Source organism: Methylomonas defluvii, assembly GCF_033949435.1.
Classification (GTDB): domain Bacteria; phylum Pseudomonadota; class Gammaproteobacteria; order Methylococcales; family Methylomonadaceae; genus Methylomonas; species Methylomonas defluvii.
Window position 1 is genome coordinate 268,428 of the sequence record NZ_JAXARY010000002.1, and the last position, 16,447, is coordinate 284,874.

20 protein-coding genes are annotated in these 16,447 nt (G+C 50.2%); 3 read left to right on the forward strand and 17 right to left on the reverse strand.

Annotation, left to right across the window (positions count from 1 at the left end; genetic code table 11):
- Positions 1-16 precede the first annotated feature (16 nt).
- From QLH52_RS04220 to QLH52_RS04300, 17 genes are all read right to left on the reverse strand, one after another.
- Positions 17-631: a hypothetical protein gene (locus QLH52_RS04220; RefSeq protein ID WP_319960652.1), complete on the reverse strand. Its 615-nt coding sequence runs from the start codon at positions 629-631 to the stop codon at positions 17-19.
- 90 nt (positions 632-721) lie between these two features.
- Positions 722-973 (reverse strand): hypothetical protein, encoded by a 252-nt coding sequence (locus QLH52_RS04225; RefSeq protein ID WP_225587427.1) that lies wholly within the window; start codon positions 971-973, stop codon positions 722-724.
- 63 nt (positions 974-1,036) lie between these two features.
- Positions 1,037-1,222: a heavy metal translocating P-type ATPase metal-binding domain-containing protein gene (locus QLH52_RS04230; RefSeq protein WP_319960653.1), complete on the reverse strand. Its 186-nt coding sequence runs from the start codon at positions 1,220-1,222 to the stop codon at positions 1,037-1,039.
- A gap of 175 nt (positions 1,223-1,397) precedes the next feature.
- Positions 1,398-1,607 carry a hypothetical protein gene (locus tag QLH52_RS04235; RefSeq protein WP_026601374.1) on the reverse strand — a complete coding sequence of 70 codons (210 nt, stop codon included), beginning with the start codon at positions 1,605-1,607 and terminating at the stop codon, positions 1,398-1,400.
- Between the two features lie 276 nt (positions 1,608-1,883).
- Positions 1,884-3,104 (reverse strand): aspartate kinase, encoded by a 1,221-nt coding sequence (locus QLH52_RS04240; RefSeq protein ID WP_026601375.1) that lies wholly within the window; start codon positions 3,102-3,104, stop codon positions 1,884-1,886.
- A 702-nt stretch (positions 3,105-3,806) separates the two neighbouring features.
- The gene (locus QLH52_RS04245; RefSeq protein ID WP_319960654.1) at positions 3,807-4,748 is read right to left on the reverse strand and encodes a hypothetical protein; all 942 of its coding nucleotides are present in this window, start codon (positions 4,746-4,748) and stop codon (positions 3,807-3,809) included.
- 38 nt (positions 4,749-4,786) lie between these two features.
- Positions 4,787-5,068 (reverse strand): hypothetical protein, encoded by a 282-nt coding sequence (locus tag QLH52_RS04250; protein WP_319960655.1) that lies wholly within the window; start codon positions 5,066-5,068, stop codon positions 4,787-4,789.
- Positions 5,069-5,126: 58 nt separating this feature from the next.
- Entirely contained in the window at positions 5,127-5,369 is a 243-nt protein-coding gene (locus QLH52_RS04255; protein WP_319960656.1) for a DUF2442 domain-containing protein, read from the reverse strand.
- A gap of 2 nt (positions 5,370-5,371) precedes the next feature.
- A complete protein-coding gene (locus QLH52_RS04260) occupies positions 5,372-5,551 on the reverse strand; it encodes a type II toxin-antitoxin system HicA family toxin (protein ID WP_319960657.1) in 180 nt (59 codons plus the stop codon).
- Entirely contained in the window at positions 5,551-5,742 is a 192-nt protein-coding gene (locus QLH52_RS04265; protein WP_319960658.1) for a type II toxin-antitoxin system HicB family antitoxin, read from the reverse strand. Before QLH52_RS04265 ends, QLH52_RS04260 begins: the two co-directional genes overlap by 1 nt.
- Before the next feature lie 48 nt (positions 5,743-5,790).
- Positions 5,791-8,400 carry an alanine--tRNA ligase gene (gene alaS / locus QLH52_RS04270; protein ID WP_319960659.1) on the reverse strand — a complete coding sequence of 870 codons (2,610 nt, stop codon included), beginning with the start codon at positions 8,398-8,400 and terminating at the stop codon, positions 5,791-5,793.
- A gap of 109 nt (positions 8,401-8,509) precedes the next feature.
- Positions 8,510-8,836: a type II toxin-antitoxin system RelE/ParE family toxin gene (locus QLH52_RS04275; protein ID WP_319960660.1), complete on the reverse strand. Its 327-nt coding sequence runs from the start codon at positions 8,834-8,836 to the stop codon at positions 8,510-8,512.
- Positions 8,833-9,051, reverse strand: coding sequence for an addiction module protein (locus QLH52_RS04280; RefSeq protein WP_171694640.1), 219 nt, complete (start codon positions 9,049-9,051; stop codon positions 8,833-8,835). The genes QLH52_RS04275 and QLH52_RS04280 overlap by 4 nt, the downstream gene beginning before the upstream one ends.
- 81 nt (positions 9,052-9,132) lie before the next feature.
- Entirely contained in the window at positions 9,133-9,648 is a 516-nt protein-coding gene (locus QLH52_RS04285) for a regulatory protein RecX (protein ID WP_319960661.1), read from the reverse strand.
- Positions 9,611-10,663: a recombinase RecA gene (gene recA, locus QLH52_RS04290; RefSeq protein ID WP_319960662.1), complete on the reverse strand. Its 1,053-nt coding sequence runs from the start codon at positions 10,661-10,663 to the stop codon at positions 9,611-9,613. The genes QLH52_RS04285 and recA overlap by 38 nt, the downstream gene beginning before the upstream one ends.
- Before the next feature lie 88 nt (positions 10,664-10,751).
- The gene (locus tag QLH52_RS04295; protein WP_319960676.1) at positions 10,752-12,014 is read right to left on the reverse strand and encodes a cobyrinic acid a,c-diamide synthase CobB; all 1,263 of its coding nucleotides are present in this window, start codon (positions 12,012-12,014) and stop codon (positions 10,752-10,754) included.
- 58 nt (positions 12,015-12,072) lie between these two features.
- Entirely contained in the window at positions 12,073-12,795 is a 723-nt protein-coding gene (locus QLH52_RS04300) for a hypothetical protein (RefSeq protein WP_205453731.1), read from the reverse strand.
- A gap of 359 nt (positions 12,796-13,154) precedes the next feature.
- Here QLH52_RS04300 and QLH52_RS04305 point away from each other — a divergent pair, with 359 nt between their 5' ends.
- The 3 genes from QLH52_RS04305 (at position 13,155) to infA (ending at position 16,442) form a co-directional block, all read left to right on the forward strand.
- Positions 13,155-13,628, forward strand: coding sequence for a hypothetical protein (locus tag QLH52_RS04305; RefSeq protein ID WP_033157264.1), 474 nt, complete (start codon positions 13,155-13,157; stop codon positions 13,626-13,628).
- Between the two features lie 378 nt (positions 13,629-14,006).
- On the forward strand, positions 14,007-16,121 hold the full coding sequence (locus QLH52_RS04310) for a RelA/SpoT family protein (protein WP_319960663.1): 2,115 nt from the start codon (positions 14,007-14,009) through the stop codon (positions 16,119-16,121).
- A 102-nt stretch (positions 16,122-16,223) separates the two neighbouring features.
- Entirely contained in the window at positions 16,224-16,442 is a 219-nt protein-coding gene (infA, locus tag QLH52_RS04315; RefSeq protein ID WP_013819653.1) for a translation initiation factor IF-1, read from the forward strand.
- The last annotated feature ends 5 nt before the right edge of the window (positions 16,443-16,447 follow it).

The following is a 16,447-nucleotide window of genomic DNA, read 5'->3' on the forward strand; positions in this document are numbered from 1 at the left end:
TTGGCGTTGACAATCTCTACTTGGGCCGGCGCGAACGCACTAATAAGAAAAACATATAAAACACAGCCATCCACTCGTAACGATGCACGATGGGTTTGACCAACCACTCCTGCGTGATGCGGGTCCAGTGAGTTTTTATCAAATACAAGACCAGCACATCGTTCAAAAAATCTATCGTGGCTTTTTCGGGATCTTTAAACAGAGCTTTCGGGCCTTTGGTACTGACCTTACCGATAATTTTGGCCGCCTGTACCGTTTCCTTGCCGGCTTGATATTTATCATTGAACCACCCGCCAATCCGGGTACCTTTCAATCGCTTTTTGATGCCGAGAACAGACTTTTTAGCCTTCTCCGCTAACGGTTTACTGTCGAAATAACCTTGCTGCTCCAATTCGGCAAGGATTTGAAACAACTGTGCCGCCAAACTGGTAAAGCCACAGATAGCCTCATCGTATCTGATTGATAATTTGCCCTGCCCGCGATACAGGCTGACGGATTGGACGCCGCTTATCGCACCAAGTCTGGTACTTATCAATGTTGCCACCGTCGGTTGACAAGCTTGCGCGGGCACCTGAAAACGCACATGACCGTCATGGCGGTAACGTAGTACAAATTCTTTTTGGATAGCCATAGTCAACAGGGGAAAGTAAAACGGGCGGCCCTGCTTTAGCAGCGACCACCCGTTTCAAGTTACAGCCAAATGTCCAAGAATCGAACGGGGTTAATTGCCTTCTTTCGCTTCGGCAACAATGTCTTCGAGATTTTCTTTTTGATGCAACACAAAATCCTTGCCGGCATCGATAGTTTTTGTGGCGCTGGAAATAATTTCCTTTCTGTATTTGTAAACAAAATAGCCCGCCACCATGCCTGCACCGAACACCAATAGAGGGTGCTTCGCTAATTTAGTCATCAATTTTCCTCCAGTGTTTACAGTTGCAGTGGCTAGTGTACCAGCCACCACCTGCTTAGTCATGGATGAATCGTTCGAGCTCTTCTTTGAATTGTGAACATGGGCCATATGCGTCCTCGTTGCTGGTTAAGACCGGGTCTGGTTTGAATCGTCGGCGTCTTCAGGTAAAACCTGTGCTTCATGCAACATTTGATAGATCCCCTTGCAGCCCTCGCAGCAAAAGCGCTTGTCGCCTTGCAGGGTTTTTAATCTAAACCCTTCCACTTCAACGGCTAACCCGCAAAGATCGCAGCTTTTCTTATTATCATCCATTGTCACACGAACTCACTTATTACCTGTGCACATTGCAGAATTATAGCGCCTAAATAAACCTAGTACACACGAGGCGAAAAAACTAAAGCAAGCACCGCCAAGGCCAATACACGTAGGGGATTATCTTTAGTCCTAACGCTTACCAAGCCAGCAACAGGTAGATTTATCTGTCTGGTCATCGTTTGCCGTGTGCGGCTCGGCTAGATGCCTTCATCAACGCAATTCTCAGGGCACCAGTCAAACTCGCGCTCAAACCAAGACGCATCGCCAAGGCAGGTACCAATATCATTGACGCCACCGCCAAACCTGCCCCCAGCACCAAGCCGGCGGTGTTGATTTGCTGTGCCACGACTTCTTGATTTACAACAATTAATTCTTGAGCCATTAACATACCTCACGCAGAAAAAATTAAAAATCCACCGGAGGTAAACAGCATAAAAGATGCCAAAATATAATCATTTGATTATATTGACTAAAAGCAAAAATGTTTTAAAAAACCAGCAAAAACAAGGGAAATGCCTCGTTATTTTTAAGTTATTTAACATAGTTTTTGTAAAGAGCATTCAAAAAAAATCCCCAGCCTTGTATCTGAATGCGATACAAAAACCGGGGACTATTGATTGTCTAGCGCTCGCAACGAGCAAAAATCAGCGTGTCAAAACTACTCCTGATCAAGGCCAAACGCTTTGTGCAATGCGCGCACTGCCAGCTCCAGGTACTTCTCGTCAACCACCACGGAAATCTTGATTTCGGATGTCGAGATCATCTGGATATTGATACCTTCGTCGGCCAATACTTTGAACATGGTGCTCGCGATGCCCGCGTGCGAACGCATACCGACGCCGACAATCGACACTTTGACGATACTGTTATCGCCAATGATGGTCGTGTTACCGCCCAAGTCGGCGCGCAAACCTTCCAACACTTTCTGCGCGCGGGCAAAGTCGTTGCGATTCACCGTAAAGGTGAAATCGGTCGTGCCATGTGCGGAAATGTTCTGCACGATCATGTCCACCTCGATATTCTCGGCGGCGATCGGTCCCAGGATTTTCGACGCCACGCCCGGCAGATCAGGCACGCCGGTCAAGGTCAGCTTGGCCTCGTCCCGGTTAAACGCGATGCCTGAAATTAACGCTCTTTCCATTTCTGATTCCTCGTAGGTAATAAGGGTGCCGTTGCCTTCCATAAACGAAGACAACACGCGCAATTTGACATTGTATTTGCCGGCGAACTCGACCGAACGGATTTGTAAGACTTTCGAGCCCAAGCTGGCCATTTCCAGCATTTCCTCAAAAGTGATGTGATCCAGGCGGCGGGCTTTCGGCACCACGCGCGGATCGGTGGTATACACGCCGTCCACGTCGGTGTAGATATGACATTCGTCGGCTTTCAAAGCCGCCGCCAAAGCCACGCCGGTAGTATCCGAACCACCACGGCCCAGGGTAGTGATATTGCCATGCTCGTCCACGCCCTGAAAACCGGCCACCACGACAACCCTTCCGGCATCCAGATCAGCGCGCATATTCGCTTCATCTATCTCCCGAATCCGCGCTTTGGTGTGCGCGCTATCGGTCAGAATACGCACTTGAGCGCCGGTATAGGATCGCGCTTCGCAACCCAACTGATGCAAAGCCATCGACAGCAAGGCGATGGTGACTTGCTCGCCAGTGGACAGCAACACATCCAGCTCACGGTCGGTCGGCTGTGGCTGCAACTCTTTTGCCAAAGCCACGAGGCGATTGGTTTCGCCGCTCATCGCGGACACCACCACCACAATCTGATCGCCCGCATCGCGGGCTTTTTTCACTTTCTCGGCGACCGCCTTGATACGTTCCACCGTACCAACGGAAGTGCCGCCAAATTTATAGACGTACAATGCCATGCTTTTTTTGACCTTTCTCGGCTATTAGGGCTTTATTGTTGTGTCGCTGTCGCGACTGATTAATTTAACGTCGGTTCTCGCACCGACAGGCGAGATACTTTCTTTTGCATCGCCAAAAGAAAGTATCCAAAGAAAAGGCGACCCGGACGCCGCTTTAACCCTGCGCGCCTCGCTTTTAGCGGGGGTTGCCGAAAGGGGCTCCTGCCCCTTCGTCAACGCGATGCATCCCTGCATCGCCCCTTCGGGCTGATCCCGCCAAAAGCTCCGGTGCTCGGCGCGGCATACGGGACAAAAACCATCCAGGCATTTATTGAAAAACCTATAATATTTCTTTCGCGTTAATCAGCCGATTTCCTAGCGATGTTACATATGACAAATGTAACAAGAAAAATTTGCACCAAGTTATTTATAAAAGACATAAGTAACAAATAGAACGGCAAAGAATTGCTATTTGGAGAAAATCCGTAAACCGATAACGAAGCAGTGATTAATAAACAAATTATCGAAAAATAATAGGTAAAGAAAAACGTATCGAGGTATCCATTTCTTTTATAAGCCTCAAAATTAGGCGATTTCGTGAAAACAAATAAAATAGTAATTACAGTCACTAGAAAACCAAGCATTGTGTAAGAAAAACCAGCAATCATATTAGCCAGATCTTTCTTGTTTTCGGATAACAACCAAGGAGAAATCCAGTGAAGCTCAGTCGTTTTCTTGTAGATCAGATAAAGCACTGGACCAGGAACCAGCATCGCAAAACTTAGAAATAGATTCAACATTACCTTGCTTGATCGCTTCATCCTGCTCATGTTCGATCACCTTCTTTTTGAGAACTGAATTGTTGGTAATTTTCTCCCTAATCTTTGTAGCAATTTCTCTCTCATCCCGCGTGTTGATATTGTCTGCTACTATCCCATTGCCAGCCAGATATAAATCAATCAAGGATGGGTGAAGATCATCTTTTGCGCGAACAACAAGCTTCTCAAGACCTTCATCAGGAATTCTTGCCATCATTTTTTTGACAGCTTTTCCGATATCCTTTCTAGCTTTAGGTTCGATCACAATTTCTAAACTATCAACATCTTCAAACTCATCAGCGCTACCTCCAAGGTAATTGGCGATATCATCAAAAAAATCATTCGATTTATTTATCTGAATCGTCGATTTCCCAATAAAAGGCATAGACATAGCTTCTGCTTTCGTGGCTTGGTGAAGAAATGGTATTAAGTTAAATTGATATTCCGTAATTCCTATCGACGACAAAACGTCATTTATGAAATTACCAAACGATGCAAGACGTGGCGCCATCGTTGTAGAAGCAAATCCAAGGTAGCTATCCATGACAAAAACGTAAGATGCAAAACCGAGCATCTCATCCTTATCAAGTACATCATAAATTTCACCCACACTAGTATCTTGCGAATTTATCTTTTTGATAACTTCTTTGCTTCGAGTCTGGATAAACAAATACAAGTCACCAGGCCCATGCAACAAAAAGATATGTTCTCCATTATGTGTAAATTTGTTTTTATAATTTGGATCTTTAAACTGACAAAAGGCTTGAATGAAGTTCTTAATAGGCATTCTGTATTTAACGCCAGTTTTTACCTCAGTAAAAACATATCCATAATAGCTCAGTTTCATGTCTGCTTTTTTATCCTAAAAGTTAAATAACCGCTTATCTATGACAGTTTTTGTTTACCCGTGCTGAATGCCGCTTCATAGGCTGGGGCGGGCTTTATCCCGTATGCCGCGCCGAGCACCGGAGCTTTTGACGGGAACAGCCCGCAGGGGCGATGCAGGGATGCATCGCGTTGACGAAGGGGCAGGAAGCCCCTTTCGGCAACCCCCGCCAAAAGCGAGGAGCGCAGGGAATAAGCGGCATCCGGGTCGCCTTTTCTTTGGATACTTTCTTTTGGCGACGCAAAAGAAAGTATCTCGGTCGTCGGTCCGAGAACCGACATTCAAATACCCGTCGCGATAGCGACACATTTAACCCAAATAGCTTTTAATAAATAAAAACTAAACAACCTCACCCTCTTCATACAAAGTCTCCGGCGCAATATCCGCCCCATTCGGCCAAGAAATACTCCAGCCGTCGACAAAAAACTTCTGAAAATATTGCTGATCTTTCAATGGCTCAAAAACCTCGCCATTCAGCCATTTCCAACAATCGGCAATTCGCTTTTCGCCATTGTCGAAAGTCAGCTTGATTTTATAACCGCTCAAATATTCGGCATCGACGACAACTGGCATGTATTGCATAGCTATTTACCACTCAATTTCTTGATAATAGTTTTCGCCAGATAATCATTAATTTCACTATGCCTTGGCACAGCTTGAGATTGCCGAGTTTCATCGTTGGTATACCAGTCATGATTACCACCATGTCTAGAAAGACGACACCCCATTTCTTCCAAGATTTTCAGCAAATCCCTTCTTTTCATCAAGCGACCTGCAAGGTCTCCACTTTGCGAATGAAAGGAATTTCTTGAGTTTCAAGATCCTTATACAAATCCAGCAAGTTTCCCTGTAATTCTTGTTTGGTTTCACCTTGTGTCAAATAATCAGGATATTCATTCAAAAAACCCAAATAAAAATCGCCGTCTTTCCAGCAAGTATATTCAATCGTTTTCATGGCCATCTCCCAACAAAAAGCTCAAACCACCCGCCGTAATAATTAATCCTAACCCAACCGCTCCCTCACCCACTCCGGCACCGCCGCCAACGCCGCCGGCAATCCGGCAGGATCATTACCGCCGGCCTGCGCCATGTCCGGCCGGCCACCGCCTTTACCACCGACTTGAGTAGCGACAAAATTCACCAACTCGCCGGCTTTGACTTTATCCATCGCATCCTTGGACACGCTGGCGATCAGACTGACTTTATCGCCGCTAACAGCCGCCAGAACCAAAGCCGAGCTGCCCAATTTGTTCTTCAACTGATCGGCCAGATCGCGCAAGGCTTTGGGATCGACGTCGTCCAGTTTCACGGCCAGCACTTTCACGCCGTTGACATCGACGGCTTGGCTGGTCATTTCGTCACCGGCCGAGCTGGCGAATTTGGCTTTGAGTTTTTCCAGTTCTTTTTCAAGGCCACGAGTTTTTTCCATCAGTTGATGGACTTTGTCGGCGGCTTTGTCCGGTGCTGCTTTCAATAACCCGGCGATGCTGAGCAAGGCTTTTTCGCGCTGGTCGATCCAATCCAACGCACCTTGACCGGTCACTGCTTCCAGACGTCTGACGCCGGCCGCGACGCCGGTTTCGCCGATGATTTTGAACAAGCCGATGTCGCCGGTACGTTGCACGTGGGTGCCACCGCACAATTCGGTGGAAAAATCACCCATCGTCAGTACGCGCACTTCATCGCCGTATTTCTCGCCGAACAGGGCCATCGCGCCGGCTTTCACCGCATCGTCCTTGGCCATGATTTCGGCAGCAACCGGGTTGTTCAAACGAATCTGTTCGTTGACCAAGCGTTCGACGGCGGCAATTTCTGCCGGCGTCATCGGTTCGAAATGCGAAAAGTCGAAACGCAAGCGTTCGGAATTAACCTGCGAGCCTTTTTGCTGAACATGCTCGCCCAAGGTCGCCCGCAGCGCGGCGTGCAGTAAGTGCGTCGCCGAGTGATTGCGTTCGGTCGCTTTGCGGATTTCGGCATCGACGCTGACTTCGCAGGCTTGACCTTCGCTGAGCGTGCCGCGCAACACTTTACCTTTGTGCAGGAACAAATTACCGCCCTGCTTTTGGGTATCGTGAACCTCGAACACCGCATCGCCGCATTCGATTCGGCCGGTATCGCCGACTTGGCCGCCGGACTCGGCATAGAATGGGGTTTGATCCAGAATCACCACGCCGTCGTCGCCGGCTTCCAACGCTTCGACCGGCTGGCCTTGCTTGAACAAGCCCAGGATTTGCACCGAGCCGTCCAAATGAAAATAACCGGTAAATTCGGTACTGCTGTCGTGTTTGATGTCTTGATCGTAATCAGCGGCAAACGTACCGCCGGCCCGCGCCCGATCACGCTGCGCAGCCATTTCCACTTCGAAACCGGCGTGATCGACGCTGAGTTGGTGTTCGCGGGCGAAGTCGGCGGTCAAATCGACCGGGAAGCCGTAAGTGTCGTACAGCAAGAACACTACATCGCCGGGGATGACATGGCCGTCCATTTTGGCGACGCAGGCTTCCAGAATTTTCATACCCTGTTCGAGGGTTTCCGCGAAGCGCTCTTCTTCTTTTTTCAGTATCCGCTCGACTTGTTCCTGGGCATTCGCCAGTTCTGGATAAGCCTCCCCCATTTCCACCACTAGCGGCGCAACCAGTTTGTAGAAGAAGGTATCCTGAATACCCAAGCGGTAACCGTGACGAATCGCCCGGCGGATAATTCGGCGCAACACGTACCCGCGACCTTCGTTGGACGGCAACACGCCGTCAGCGACCATGAAAGCGCAGGAGCGGATGTGATCGGCGATTACCCGTAACGAGCTATTCGCTAAATCGTCGGTGCCGGCTAGTTGCGCGGCGACTTTTAACAGGTTTTGGAACAGGTCGATTTCGTAGTTGCTGTGCACGCCTTGCATCACCGCCGAAATCCGCTCCAGGCCCATGCCGGTATCGACCGATGGCGCCGGTAGCGGCGTCAAATTACCGTCCTTGTCGCGGTCGTATTGCATGAACACCAAATTCCAGATTTCGATGTAACGGTCGCCGTCTTCGTCCGGGCTGCCGGGAGGGCCGCCGGCCACGTGTTCGCCGTGGTCGTAGAAAATCTCGGTGCAGGGACCGCAGGGGCCAACATCGCCCATCGACCAGAAATTGTCCTTGGCGCCGATGCGTGAGAAGCGCTTGGGATCGTGTTTGACGTCTTCCAACCAGATCGCTTCGGCTTCGGAATCTTCATCAAATACCGTCACCCACAGCCTTTCTTTGGGAATGCCCAGCTCCTTGGTCAGGAAGTCCCAGGCAAAATGAATCGCATCGCGCTTGAAATAATCGCCGAAACTGAAATTACCCAGCATCTCGAAGAAGGTGTGATGGCGCGCCGTATAACCGACGTTTTCCAAATCGTTATGCTTGCCGCCGGCCCGCACGCAGCGTTGGCTGGTGGCGGCACGGGTGAAATCGAGCTTTTCCCGCCCCAGGAATACGTCTTTGAATTGCACCATCCCGGCGTTGGTAAACAACAAGGTCGGATCATTACCCGGCACCAGCGAACTGGAGGGACGCACGGCGTGGCCGTGTTGGCGAAAGAATTCCAAAAAGGCGGCCCGCAATTCGGCGCTGGTCATTTTTTTCATGGTGGTTAATCAATGTTTTGTGTTAACAAATATTTGTGACACACCATCACGGCAATGGCGCACCGGTCGAAATTGCTGAGATCAATATACTCCGTGAATCCCAAGGTTATTAGAGCCAGTCACTCCATCGCCTAATTCGCTCATTTTCCAAACGAGCTTTAATATTTATAGGGTCTTGCCGACAATCCATCACGGCATAAACAGAAACAAATTCATCATCGACAGTGTAATAAATCGCATACGGAAAGCTTCTTGCTAACAGCCGATGAAAGTCAGCAAACTTTTGGGGATGAATGCCGGCATAAAGAGCCAGCGAATCAATATCCGCATAAAGAGAGTCCAAAAAATAACGGCCGACGCCCTCTTGTTGCCGCTCGTAAAACTCAAAGCCATCCAGCAAATCAAATTTCGCGCTGTCAAAAATTCGAATTTTCATCGAATCCTATCTTGAATTTCCCGCTTTGCTGCTTCCCAATCCGTAAAACCAATCTCACCCGACTCCGCCAGGCGCTTTCTTTCCGCCAACAAATGACCATGCCAATCAGGTGATGAATAGTCAGCTGCTCGAGTGGATAAATCGTTCCATAGCTCTTCCATCATGCCAATTTTCTCGGCAACCGACATTTCTTTTAGCGGCAGTGTAACTTTCATAAATTCGCTCCCGAAAGGCCTAGCAGGAAACCGAGGCGGATCGCGGAATGCACGATTGGGTCCGCCAAATGCCAACTTAGTTTACTTTGCATGCGTATTGGCATCCGCTCTAGCCAATTTTATTTTCAATTCCGCAAACAAGCGCTTGATCATCTCGCCGCTGAAGCCGCGTTGCTGTAAAAAGCGACTGCGCTTCAACCATTCGTTTTGGGTCAGCGATTTTTCGTCGTCGTATTTACGCGAATACACATCCAGCAGCACATTTTGCCAGCCGCCTTGCTCCTCGGCCTGTGCATCCAGATCGGCGTCGTTGATACCGCGCTGTTGCAGTTCGTAGCGAATTCGCATCGGGCCATAGCCATTCTGGATACGTTGTCGGACATAGCACTCGGCATAACGTGCATCGTTTTGCCAGTTCTGCTCGGCTATCTGATCGATAACCGGTTCAACGTCTTCGCGGTCAAAACCGCGCAAGGCCAGTTTATCCAGCAGTTCCCGGCGGCTATGTTCGCGCCGGGCCAACAACCTCAGGCAAATGGCTTCGATCTGTTGCCGGCGCTCAATCGCCGTCGACAAACTCGGCGTCGTCGTCTTCACTGACTGCTGCCGGCGCGTTCGCTAGTTTGGCAAAGGCTTTCTCGCGGATGGCCTTTTCCAATTCGGCGGCCTTATCCGGGTTATCGCGTAAAAACTGCTTGGCGTTATCCTTGCCCTGGCCGATTTTCTCGTTGTTGTAGGCATACCAGGAACCGGATTTTTGCACGAAGCCGAATTCCACACCCAAGTCGACCAACTCGCCGAAGAACGATACGCCTTCACCGTAGAGGATTTCGAAATCGGCTTGCTTGAACGGCGGAGCCACTTTGTTTTTGACCACTTTGACGCGGGTTTCGTTACCGATCACCTCGTCGCCTTTCTTGATTGCGCCGATGCGGCGAATATCCAGACGCACCGAGGCATAAAACTTCAGCGCATTACCGCCGGTAGTGGTTTCCGGGTTGCCGAACATCACCCCAATTTTCATCCGCAACTGGTTGATGAAAATCACCAAAGTGTTGGAACGTTTGATATTGGCGGTCAGTTTGCGCAAGGCTTGCGACATCAAGCGCGCTTGCAAACCCATGTGCGAGTCGCCCATATCGCCTTCGATTTCGGCCTTGGGTGTTAAAGCGGCCACCGAGTCGACCACCACGATGTCGACCGCGCCTGAGCGCACCAGCATATCGGTGATCTCCAGGGCTTGCTCGCCGGTATCCGGCTGCGAAACCAACAAATCGTCGATATTGACGCCGATTTTTTGCGCATAGATCGGATCCAGCGCGTGTTCGGCATCGACGAATGCCGCCGTGCCGCCCAACTTTTGCATCTGGGCGATGGTTTGCAGCGTCAAGGTGGTTTTACCCGACGACTCCGGCCCGTAAATTTCGATGATCCGGCCGCGCGGCAAACCGCCGACACCCAGCGCAATATCCAAGGACAGCGAGCCGGTTGATACGACTTCGATGTCGCGGCTGGCGGCGACATCGCCCATCCGCATCACGGAGCCCTTGCCGAATTGCTTTTCGATCTGCATCAACGCGGCGCCCAGCGCCTTTTTTTTGTTTTCGTCCATTTGAGTACCTGCTGTTGTCTGGCCGGTGAAAGCCGCGCATTATCCCATAGACCCTGGCTGTGAAACAGTTTTAATCGTTCTGCAAAGCCTAGAAAAAACCGGCAGCAAGTTGCGGGTTGAAAGGAAAATACAGGTGCAGGTAAGAGGCTTGCAGCGAGCCACTACGAAAAAATCCTTCGCCATGACCAAAGCTGCGTTGCGGCGAGGAAACCGCAATCGGCTCCAGCGTGGTTTCCAGCTTGGAAAAATGAAAACTGTGACCGCGAATCTCGCCCTGCGCCAATTGCAGACTGTGCATACCCAAATTGGCCAAGCGGGTTTGCATGACTGCGCTGCCGGGTAACAAGCCTACCATCGCCGCTCGCTGGCCTTCTTTATCAGCCAGACTATCCAGCAAATACAAAAAGCCGCCGCATTCGGCATAGATGGCTTTGCCGACCTGATGATGCTCGGTTAAAGCCTGCTTCATCGCCAAGTTGTCGGCTAAAGCTTGCAGATGCAGTTCCGGGTAGCCGCCCGGCAAGTAAACGCTATCGGCCTCCGGCAAAGCACTATCAGCCAACGGCGAGAAGAACAACAGCTCCGCCCCCATCGCTCGCAAACAATCCAAATTGGCTTGATAAATAAACGAAAATGCCGCGTCGCGCGCCACCGCGATGCGTTTACCCTGCAACAACCGTGGCGGCAGATTGGTAGAAACGTCCGCAAAGGTAACTGGCTCGGGCAAAACACAGGGCGTAAAGCTGTTCAATAATTCCGCAGCCCGCGCCAGCCGAGCATCCAGATCGCCGATTTCATCCGCCTGCAGCAAGCCCAAATGCCGGGAAGGCAAGCCGACTGCCTCGTCTCGACTCATCGCCGCCAACAAAGGCATGCCGACCGGCAAGGCTTCTTGCAACATCCTGGCGTGACCCGCGCTACCGACCTTGTTGGCTATCGCGCCCGCGAACGCCAAACCCGGCCGATAGTTTGCCAAACCGAATGCGACTGCGGCAAAGGTTTGCGCCATCCCTTGCGCATCAATCACCGCCGCCACCGGCACCGCCAAGGCTTGGGCCAAATCGGCGCTGCTACTGTCGCCATCGAACAAGCCCATCACGCCTTCGATCAAGATCAGATCTGCTTCGCCGGCGGCGCGATACAGCAATTCCCGGCAATGCACCTCGCCCATCATCCATAAATCCAGTTGATAAACCGGCTGCCCGCTGGCGTAAGCCAAAATCTGCGGATCGATGAAATCCGGGCCGGTCTTGAATACCCGAACCCGACGGCCTTGCTGTCTATGATAGTAAGCCAGCGCGGCGGTGACGGTGGTTTTGCCTTGCCCGGAAGCCGGGGCGCTGATTAACATGGCCGGACAACAGCGCGGGTTGGTCGTCATGGATGAAACGGGAGAAACAGTCAAAACATCAGTCCTTTCGGTAAAACCACATTTGATAAACACTCATTAATATTTGGACGCCCATCGATAAGCCCATCAACGCACCGCTAAGCACTACCACATAGGCAAATTCGGAAATATGCTTGGTGACAAACCAGGACACCACGTCCAATAGCATTGCAAAAAACGGAATCACCAGCGCCACCCGCTTGACGTAGATATTCATATCGCAGAGCAGAAAAATTTTGCCAATGAAAAACAGGATGAAGGCAATGCCGAATAAATGAATATGCGACACCCTGACCAGCGCCGGCGTCGACGCCCCGCCTTTATGCGCCACTTCCGCGACACCTTCGTAATGCGTCAGATTGGGCAGGCTCGGGTTGGCGGCCGGGTTATGACAGTGGATGCAATCGCGGTTCAAAATCGGCGCGATCTGTTGCTCGTAAGCCGGTTGCTCCGCGCCATCCTGAATCCATTTCAAGATCACTTCCTTATCGCTTTTGTATTTCAGATTCGGCTCCATGATGCCGTTGACTGCCGCGCCAAGCCTAGATTGAGTGGTCGAACCGTGGTACATGATGACAATGTCGTCTATCGACAGACCGCGCTTACCATCGCGGCCCTGATGGGTGTAATACAAATTCACCAGGGCCATCAGATAGCCCAGCCCGATGGTCAACAGGAAGACAGTATTTAATATTTTCTCGCTGGTGGATATATCTCGAAAACGGCGATATTGCTTCGGCATAGGCAATTTAGAAAAAGGCAAAGTGGGCACGATCCATGGCGCTAGACTGGTGCTGCGGAAGCTTCTGACAAGCCAAATCGGCTCCCCAGCGGCTCAATGGCATCAAACTGCTTTTAGAATAATCGATATGTAAATATTGATCTATGCCAAGTTCGCGGAAAAATCCTACCGGCGATTTTTATTTTTATCGCATAATCGACCATAGTTAAGCGCCAAGAGTGCTTCAAGCTCTCAGAACAGCACGTTCTGGTTTTGAATGAATTTTTCCAACGTCCACGTTTGCTAATACCGCAAAAACAACGATGAAACCATCCCCAGCGCTTTAAGTCATTGGGGGATCCAACACAGCAGGAGAACATATGCGTACTTTATTACTTTCCTTACTTGCCGCTACCACCTTTTACAGCAGCTTATCAACCGCTCAAGCCCAAGATTCCGCTAGCGTGGCAATTCCGGATAAAGTCAGGGCGAATATTTTGAAACGACACCCGCAAGCGCAGGACCTGAAAGCGACTCAGGAAACCCACTTTGGTCAACAGCTACTGGAAGTCAGCTTTAAGGATACGGAAGACGAATTGAAGCATGAGTTATTTAGAACCGACGGCGCGTTGTTTGCGAACGAAATCCTGCTGGACAACGGTCTAGAAATATCACCTGACGTGACCAAAGTGCTGGCCGATAACTTCCCCGGCTATAAGCTGCATAAGGCGGAATTGGTGATTAATCCGAACGGCGTGGGCGAAGAATACGAATTGTTTATTGAGGTGGGTGGCAGCAAATGGAAGGTGGCGGTCAACGACAAGGGCAAAATCACGGATAAAGATGCTTATTAATGGCTGTCTCCCCAGGCACTTAATGCTAAGAATCTTAGAATTTCCTGCCTGTTAATCGGACACTTAAATTTCCCTGCTCCGTCATTCCCGCGTAAGCGGGAATCCATCTTGAAAACTCGGCCTTAGCATAAGCGTGAGCGACTTTATTGAGGGCCGGTTTAATAAATCCGGCCATACTTGAGTGGTTTTCTTACTGCCTGAGTAGGCTGCTTGAGAGTGTCCTGAATTTTGCCCAATAGCTTTGCCCGTATAGACACTCGGGGAACGCGGACAGGTAAAGCGCGCCGCTAGCCGTTTAATCTGACGCCTGGATTCGAACCCCAAGTTTCAGGAAATTCCCTATTTTCCGCCCCACCTCGCTAGTCTTACAATATTGGTATGACTCAAAATAATTCTTCCGTCACCGAACTGTTTCCCGGGTTTTCAGACGCCGATAGCTTACAGATAAGCCACGCGCTGAAGCTGGTCGAGCAACTTTCGGCAAACTGCAAGGACACTCTCCGCCCCAAAGGCGTCGATGTCGCCTCGATTTTAATGAGTGTGCATATCGATCTGGAAACTATTCTGGCGGCGCTGCTCAGTGATTCACGTGTTGCCGGGAAACTCAGCGACTCGACAATACGCGAGCAATTCGGACCGGTAGTCGCCGACTTAGTTAAAGACGTGAGCTGGTTGAATAATGTCAGCATTTACAGTACCGACATGGCAAACCAGCCCAATCAAGCTGAGATATTGCGACGCATGCTGCTGGCAATGACCCATGACGTGCGGGCGGTGCTGATTAAATTGGCTTTTCGCATTCAGCGGCTGCGCGGACTCCAACACGAGCAAGAAAATATCCGCCGCTTCATTGCCAGGGAAACCCTGGATATTTATGCGCCGCTCGCCAATCGCCTGGGTATTAATCAATTCAAATGGGAATTGGAAGACCTGGCGTTTCGTTATGCCGATCCTGAGCATTACCGCTTTGTCACCGACTCATTGGCTGTCAATCGGGAACAACGCCAAGCCTTTATTGAGCGGTTTTTAGCGGCACTTCAAGACCGTTTAAACCAGGAAGGCATACAGGCCAAGGTCTACGGTAGGCCCAAGCATATCTATAGCATCTGGAACAAGATGCGCCGCAAGCAACTGGCGATAAACGAACTGTACGACTTATTGGCAGTGCGCGTGGTGGTGGACAGTTTGTCGGCCTGCTACATGGTGCTAGGCTTGGCGCACAGCCATTGGCAGCATATTCCGCGGGAATTCGACGATTACATCGCCAACCCTAAGGAAAACGGCTATCAGTCCCTGCATACCGTAGTTTTGGATGAAGACGGCAACCGTATCGAAATTCAAATCCGTACCAAAGCCATGCACGACTTTGCAGAGCTGGGTGTGGCGGCGCACTGGCGTTATAAAGAGGGCAGCAAGTTCAACGCCGCCACCGAGAAGAACATCGCCTCGCTCCGACAACTGCTGGAAGACAAAGATAACACTGACGGCTTGCTGGAAAACTTTCATACCGAGCTGTTCTCCGACCGGGTATTCGTGCTGACGCCTGCCGGCAAATTGATCGACCTGGTCAAGGGCGCTACGCCACTGGATTTTGCTTATGCGATCCATACCGAGGTGGGTCACAGTTGCCGCGGCGCAAAAGTTAACGGCCAGATCAAGCCCTTGACTTACAAGCTGTGCTCTGGGGAGCAGGTGGAAATCATCACCGTTAAAAACGGTCAACCCAATCACAACTGGCTGAATCCCAATCTCGGTTACCTAAAAACCCCGCGAGCCATCAGCAAGGTAAAAAGCTGGTTCAAACAACAGCAGCAGGCCGAAAATATTGCGGCCGGCAAATTGCTGCTGGATAAGGAAAGCAAGCGGCTAGGCTTGAAAACCGTCGATATCAACGAATTGTTAAGGCATTTTAAATTCGCGGATACAGAACATTTTTATGAAGCGCTAGGCCACGGCGACATCAACAACCGGCAATTGGCCGGCGCGTTGAAAATTCCGGAATTGGAACCAACACCGATCAAATTGGTGCCTAGCAAATCCTCTACGCAATCAGCGATTACTATCGATGACATTGATAATGTAGTGACCACGCTGGCCCATTGCTGCTCGCCGGTAAAGGGTGACGAGATTATCGGCTTTATCTCGCATAAACGCGGTATCACTATTCATCGCCGCGACTGCGAGAATATTCGGCATCTATCGCCCGAGCAGCAATTGCAATTGTTGAAAGCCGATTGGAGTGGTCAACAAACTGTACATCACAGCGTACCGATTTTGATTCATGCCTTTAACGCGCAAAATTTGCTGAACGACGTTTCTCAGGTATTAGCCGCCGGGAAAGTACATATCAGCAACGCCTCGTTGAAGACCCACGACGATTTGTCCGCGATTCTGAATATGACAATTCAAATCGAAAATACCGAGCAACTTAGTTTGGTGCTGGCACGTATCAGCCATTTGCCAAATATTATTGAAGTGAGAAGGAAAGTCTGACGCGCCCTGTATCAGCACTAATTCAACTATCCGGGAGACTTTTTTAGCGGCTCGGCAGAGGATTCATGCTAACATAGGCGTTTTAAATTTAGAGCTTTGACTATGGCAAAAGAAGATCAGATTGAAATGGATGGCAAGGTTATCGATACCCTGCCCAACACTATGTTTCGCGTCGAATTGGAAAATGGTCACATCGTTACCGCCCACATCTCCGGCAAAATGCGCAAACACTACATCCGCATCCTGACTGGCGATAAAGTCCGCGTAGAAATGACACCTTACGACTTGACCAAAGGCCGGATTACTTTCCGCAATCGCTAACCCTC

Excerpts from the sequence above, each read along its gene's own strand:
- QLH52_RS04220 (WP_319960652.1), bottom strand. The coding sequence starts at position 631 with ATGGCTATCCAAAAAGAATTTGTACTACGTTACCGCCATGACGGTCAT.
- QLH52_RS04225 (WP_225587427.1), bottom strand. The coding sequence starts at position 973 with ATGACTAAGCAGGTGGTGGCTGGTACACTAGCCACTGCAACTGTAAAC.
- QLH52_RS04230 (WP_319960653.1), bottom strand. The coding sequence starts at position 1,222 with ATGGATGATAATAAGAAAAGCTGCGATCTTTGCGGGTTAGCCGTTGAA.
- QLH52_RS04235 (WP_026601374.1), bottom strand. The coding sequence starts at position 1,607 with ATGGCTCAAGAATTAATTGTTGTAAATCAAGAAGTCGTGGCACAGCAA.
- QLH52_RS04240 (WP_026601375.1), bottom strand. The coding sequence starts at position 3,104 with ATGGCATTGTACGTCTATAAATTTGGCGGCACTTCCGTTGGTACGGTG.
- QLH52_RS04245 (WP_319960654.1), bottom strand. The coding sequence starts at position 4,748 with ATGAAACTGAGCTATTATGGATATGTTTTTACTGAGGTAAAAACTGGC.
- QLH52_RS04250 (WP_319960655.1), bottom strand. The coding sequence starts at position 5,068 with ATGTCGGTTCTCGGACCGACGACCGAGATACTTTCTTTTGCGTCGCCA.
- QLH52_RS04255 (WP_319960656.1), bottom strand. The coding sequence starts at position 5,369 with ATGCAATACATGCCAGTTGTCGTCGATGCCGAATATTTGAGCGGTTAT.
- QLH52_RS04260 (WP_319960657.1), bottom strand. The coding sequence starts at position 5,551 with ATGAAAAGAAGGGATTTGCTGAAAATCTTGGAAGAAATGGGGTGTCGT.
- QLH52_RS04265 (WP_319960658.1), bottom strand. The coding sequence starts at position 5,742 with ATGAAAACGATTGAATATACTTGCTGGAAAGACGGCGATTTTTATTTG.
- alaS (WP_319960659.1), bottom strand. The coding sequence starts at position 8,400 with ATGAAAAAAATGACCAGCGCCGAATTGCGGGCCGCCTTTTTGGAATTC.
- QLH52_RS04275 (WP_319960660.1), bottom strand. The coding sequence starts at position 8,836 with ATGAAAATTCGAATTTTTGACAGCGCGAAATTTGATTTGCTGGATGGC.
- QLH52_RS04280 (WP_171694640.1), bottom strand. The coding sequence starts at position 9,051 with ATGAAAGTTACACTGCCGCTAAAAGAAATGTCGGTTGCCGAGAAAATT.
- recA (WP_319960662.1), bottom strand. The coding sequence starts at position 10,663 with ATGGACGAAAACAAAAAAAAGGCGCTGGGCGCCGCGTTGATGCAGATC.
- QLH52_RS04295 (WP_319960676.1), bottom strand. The coding sequence starts at position 12,014 with ATGTTAATCAGCGCCCCGGCTTCCGGGCAAGGCAAAACCACCGTCACC.
- QLH52_RS04300 (WP_205453731.1), bottom strand. The coding sequence starts at position 12,795 with ATGCCGAAGCAATATCGCCGTTTTCGAGATATATCCACCAGCGAGAAA.
- QLH52_RS04305 (WP_033157264.1), top strand. The coding sequence starts at position 13,155 with ATGCGTACTTTATTACTTTCCTTACTTGCCGCTACCACCTTTTACAGC.
- QLH52_RS04310 (WP_319960663.1), top strand. The coding sequence starts at position 14,007 with ATGACTCAAAATAATTCTTCCGTCACCGAACTGTTTCCCGGGTTTTCA.
- infA (WP_013819653.1), top strand. The coding sequence starts at position 16,224 with ATGGCAAAAGAAGATCAGATTGAAATGGATGGCAAGGTTATCGATACC.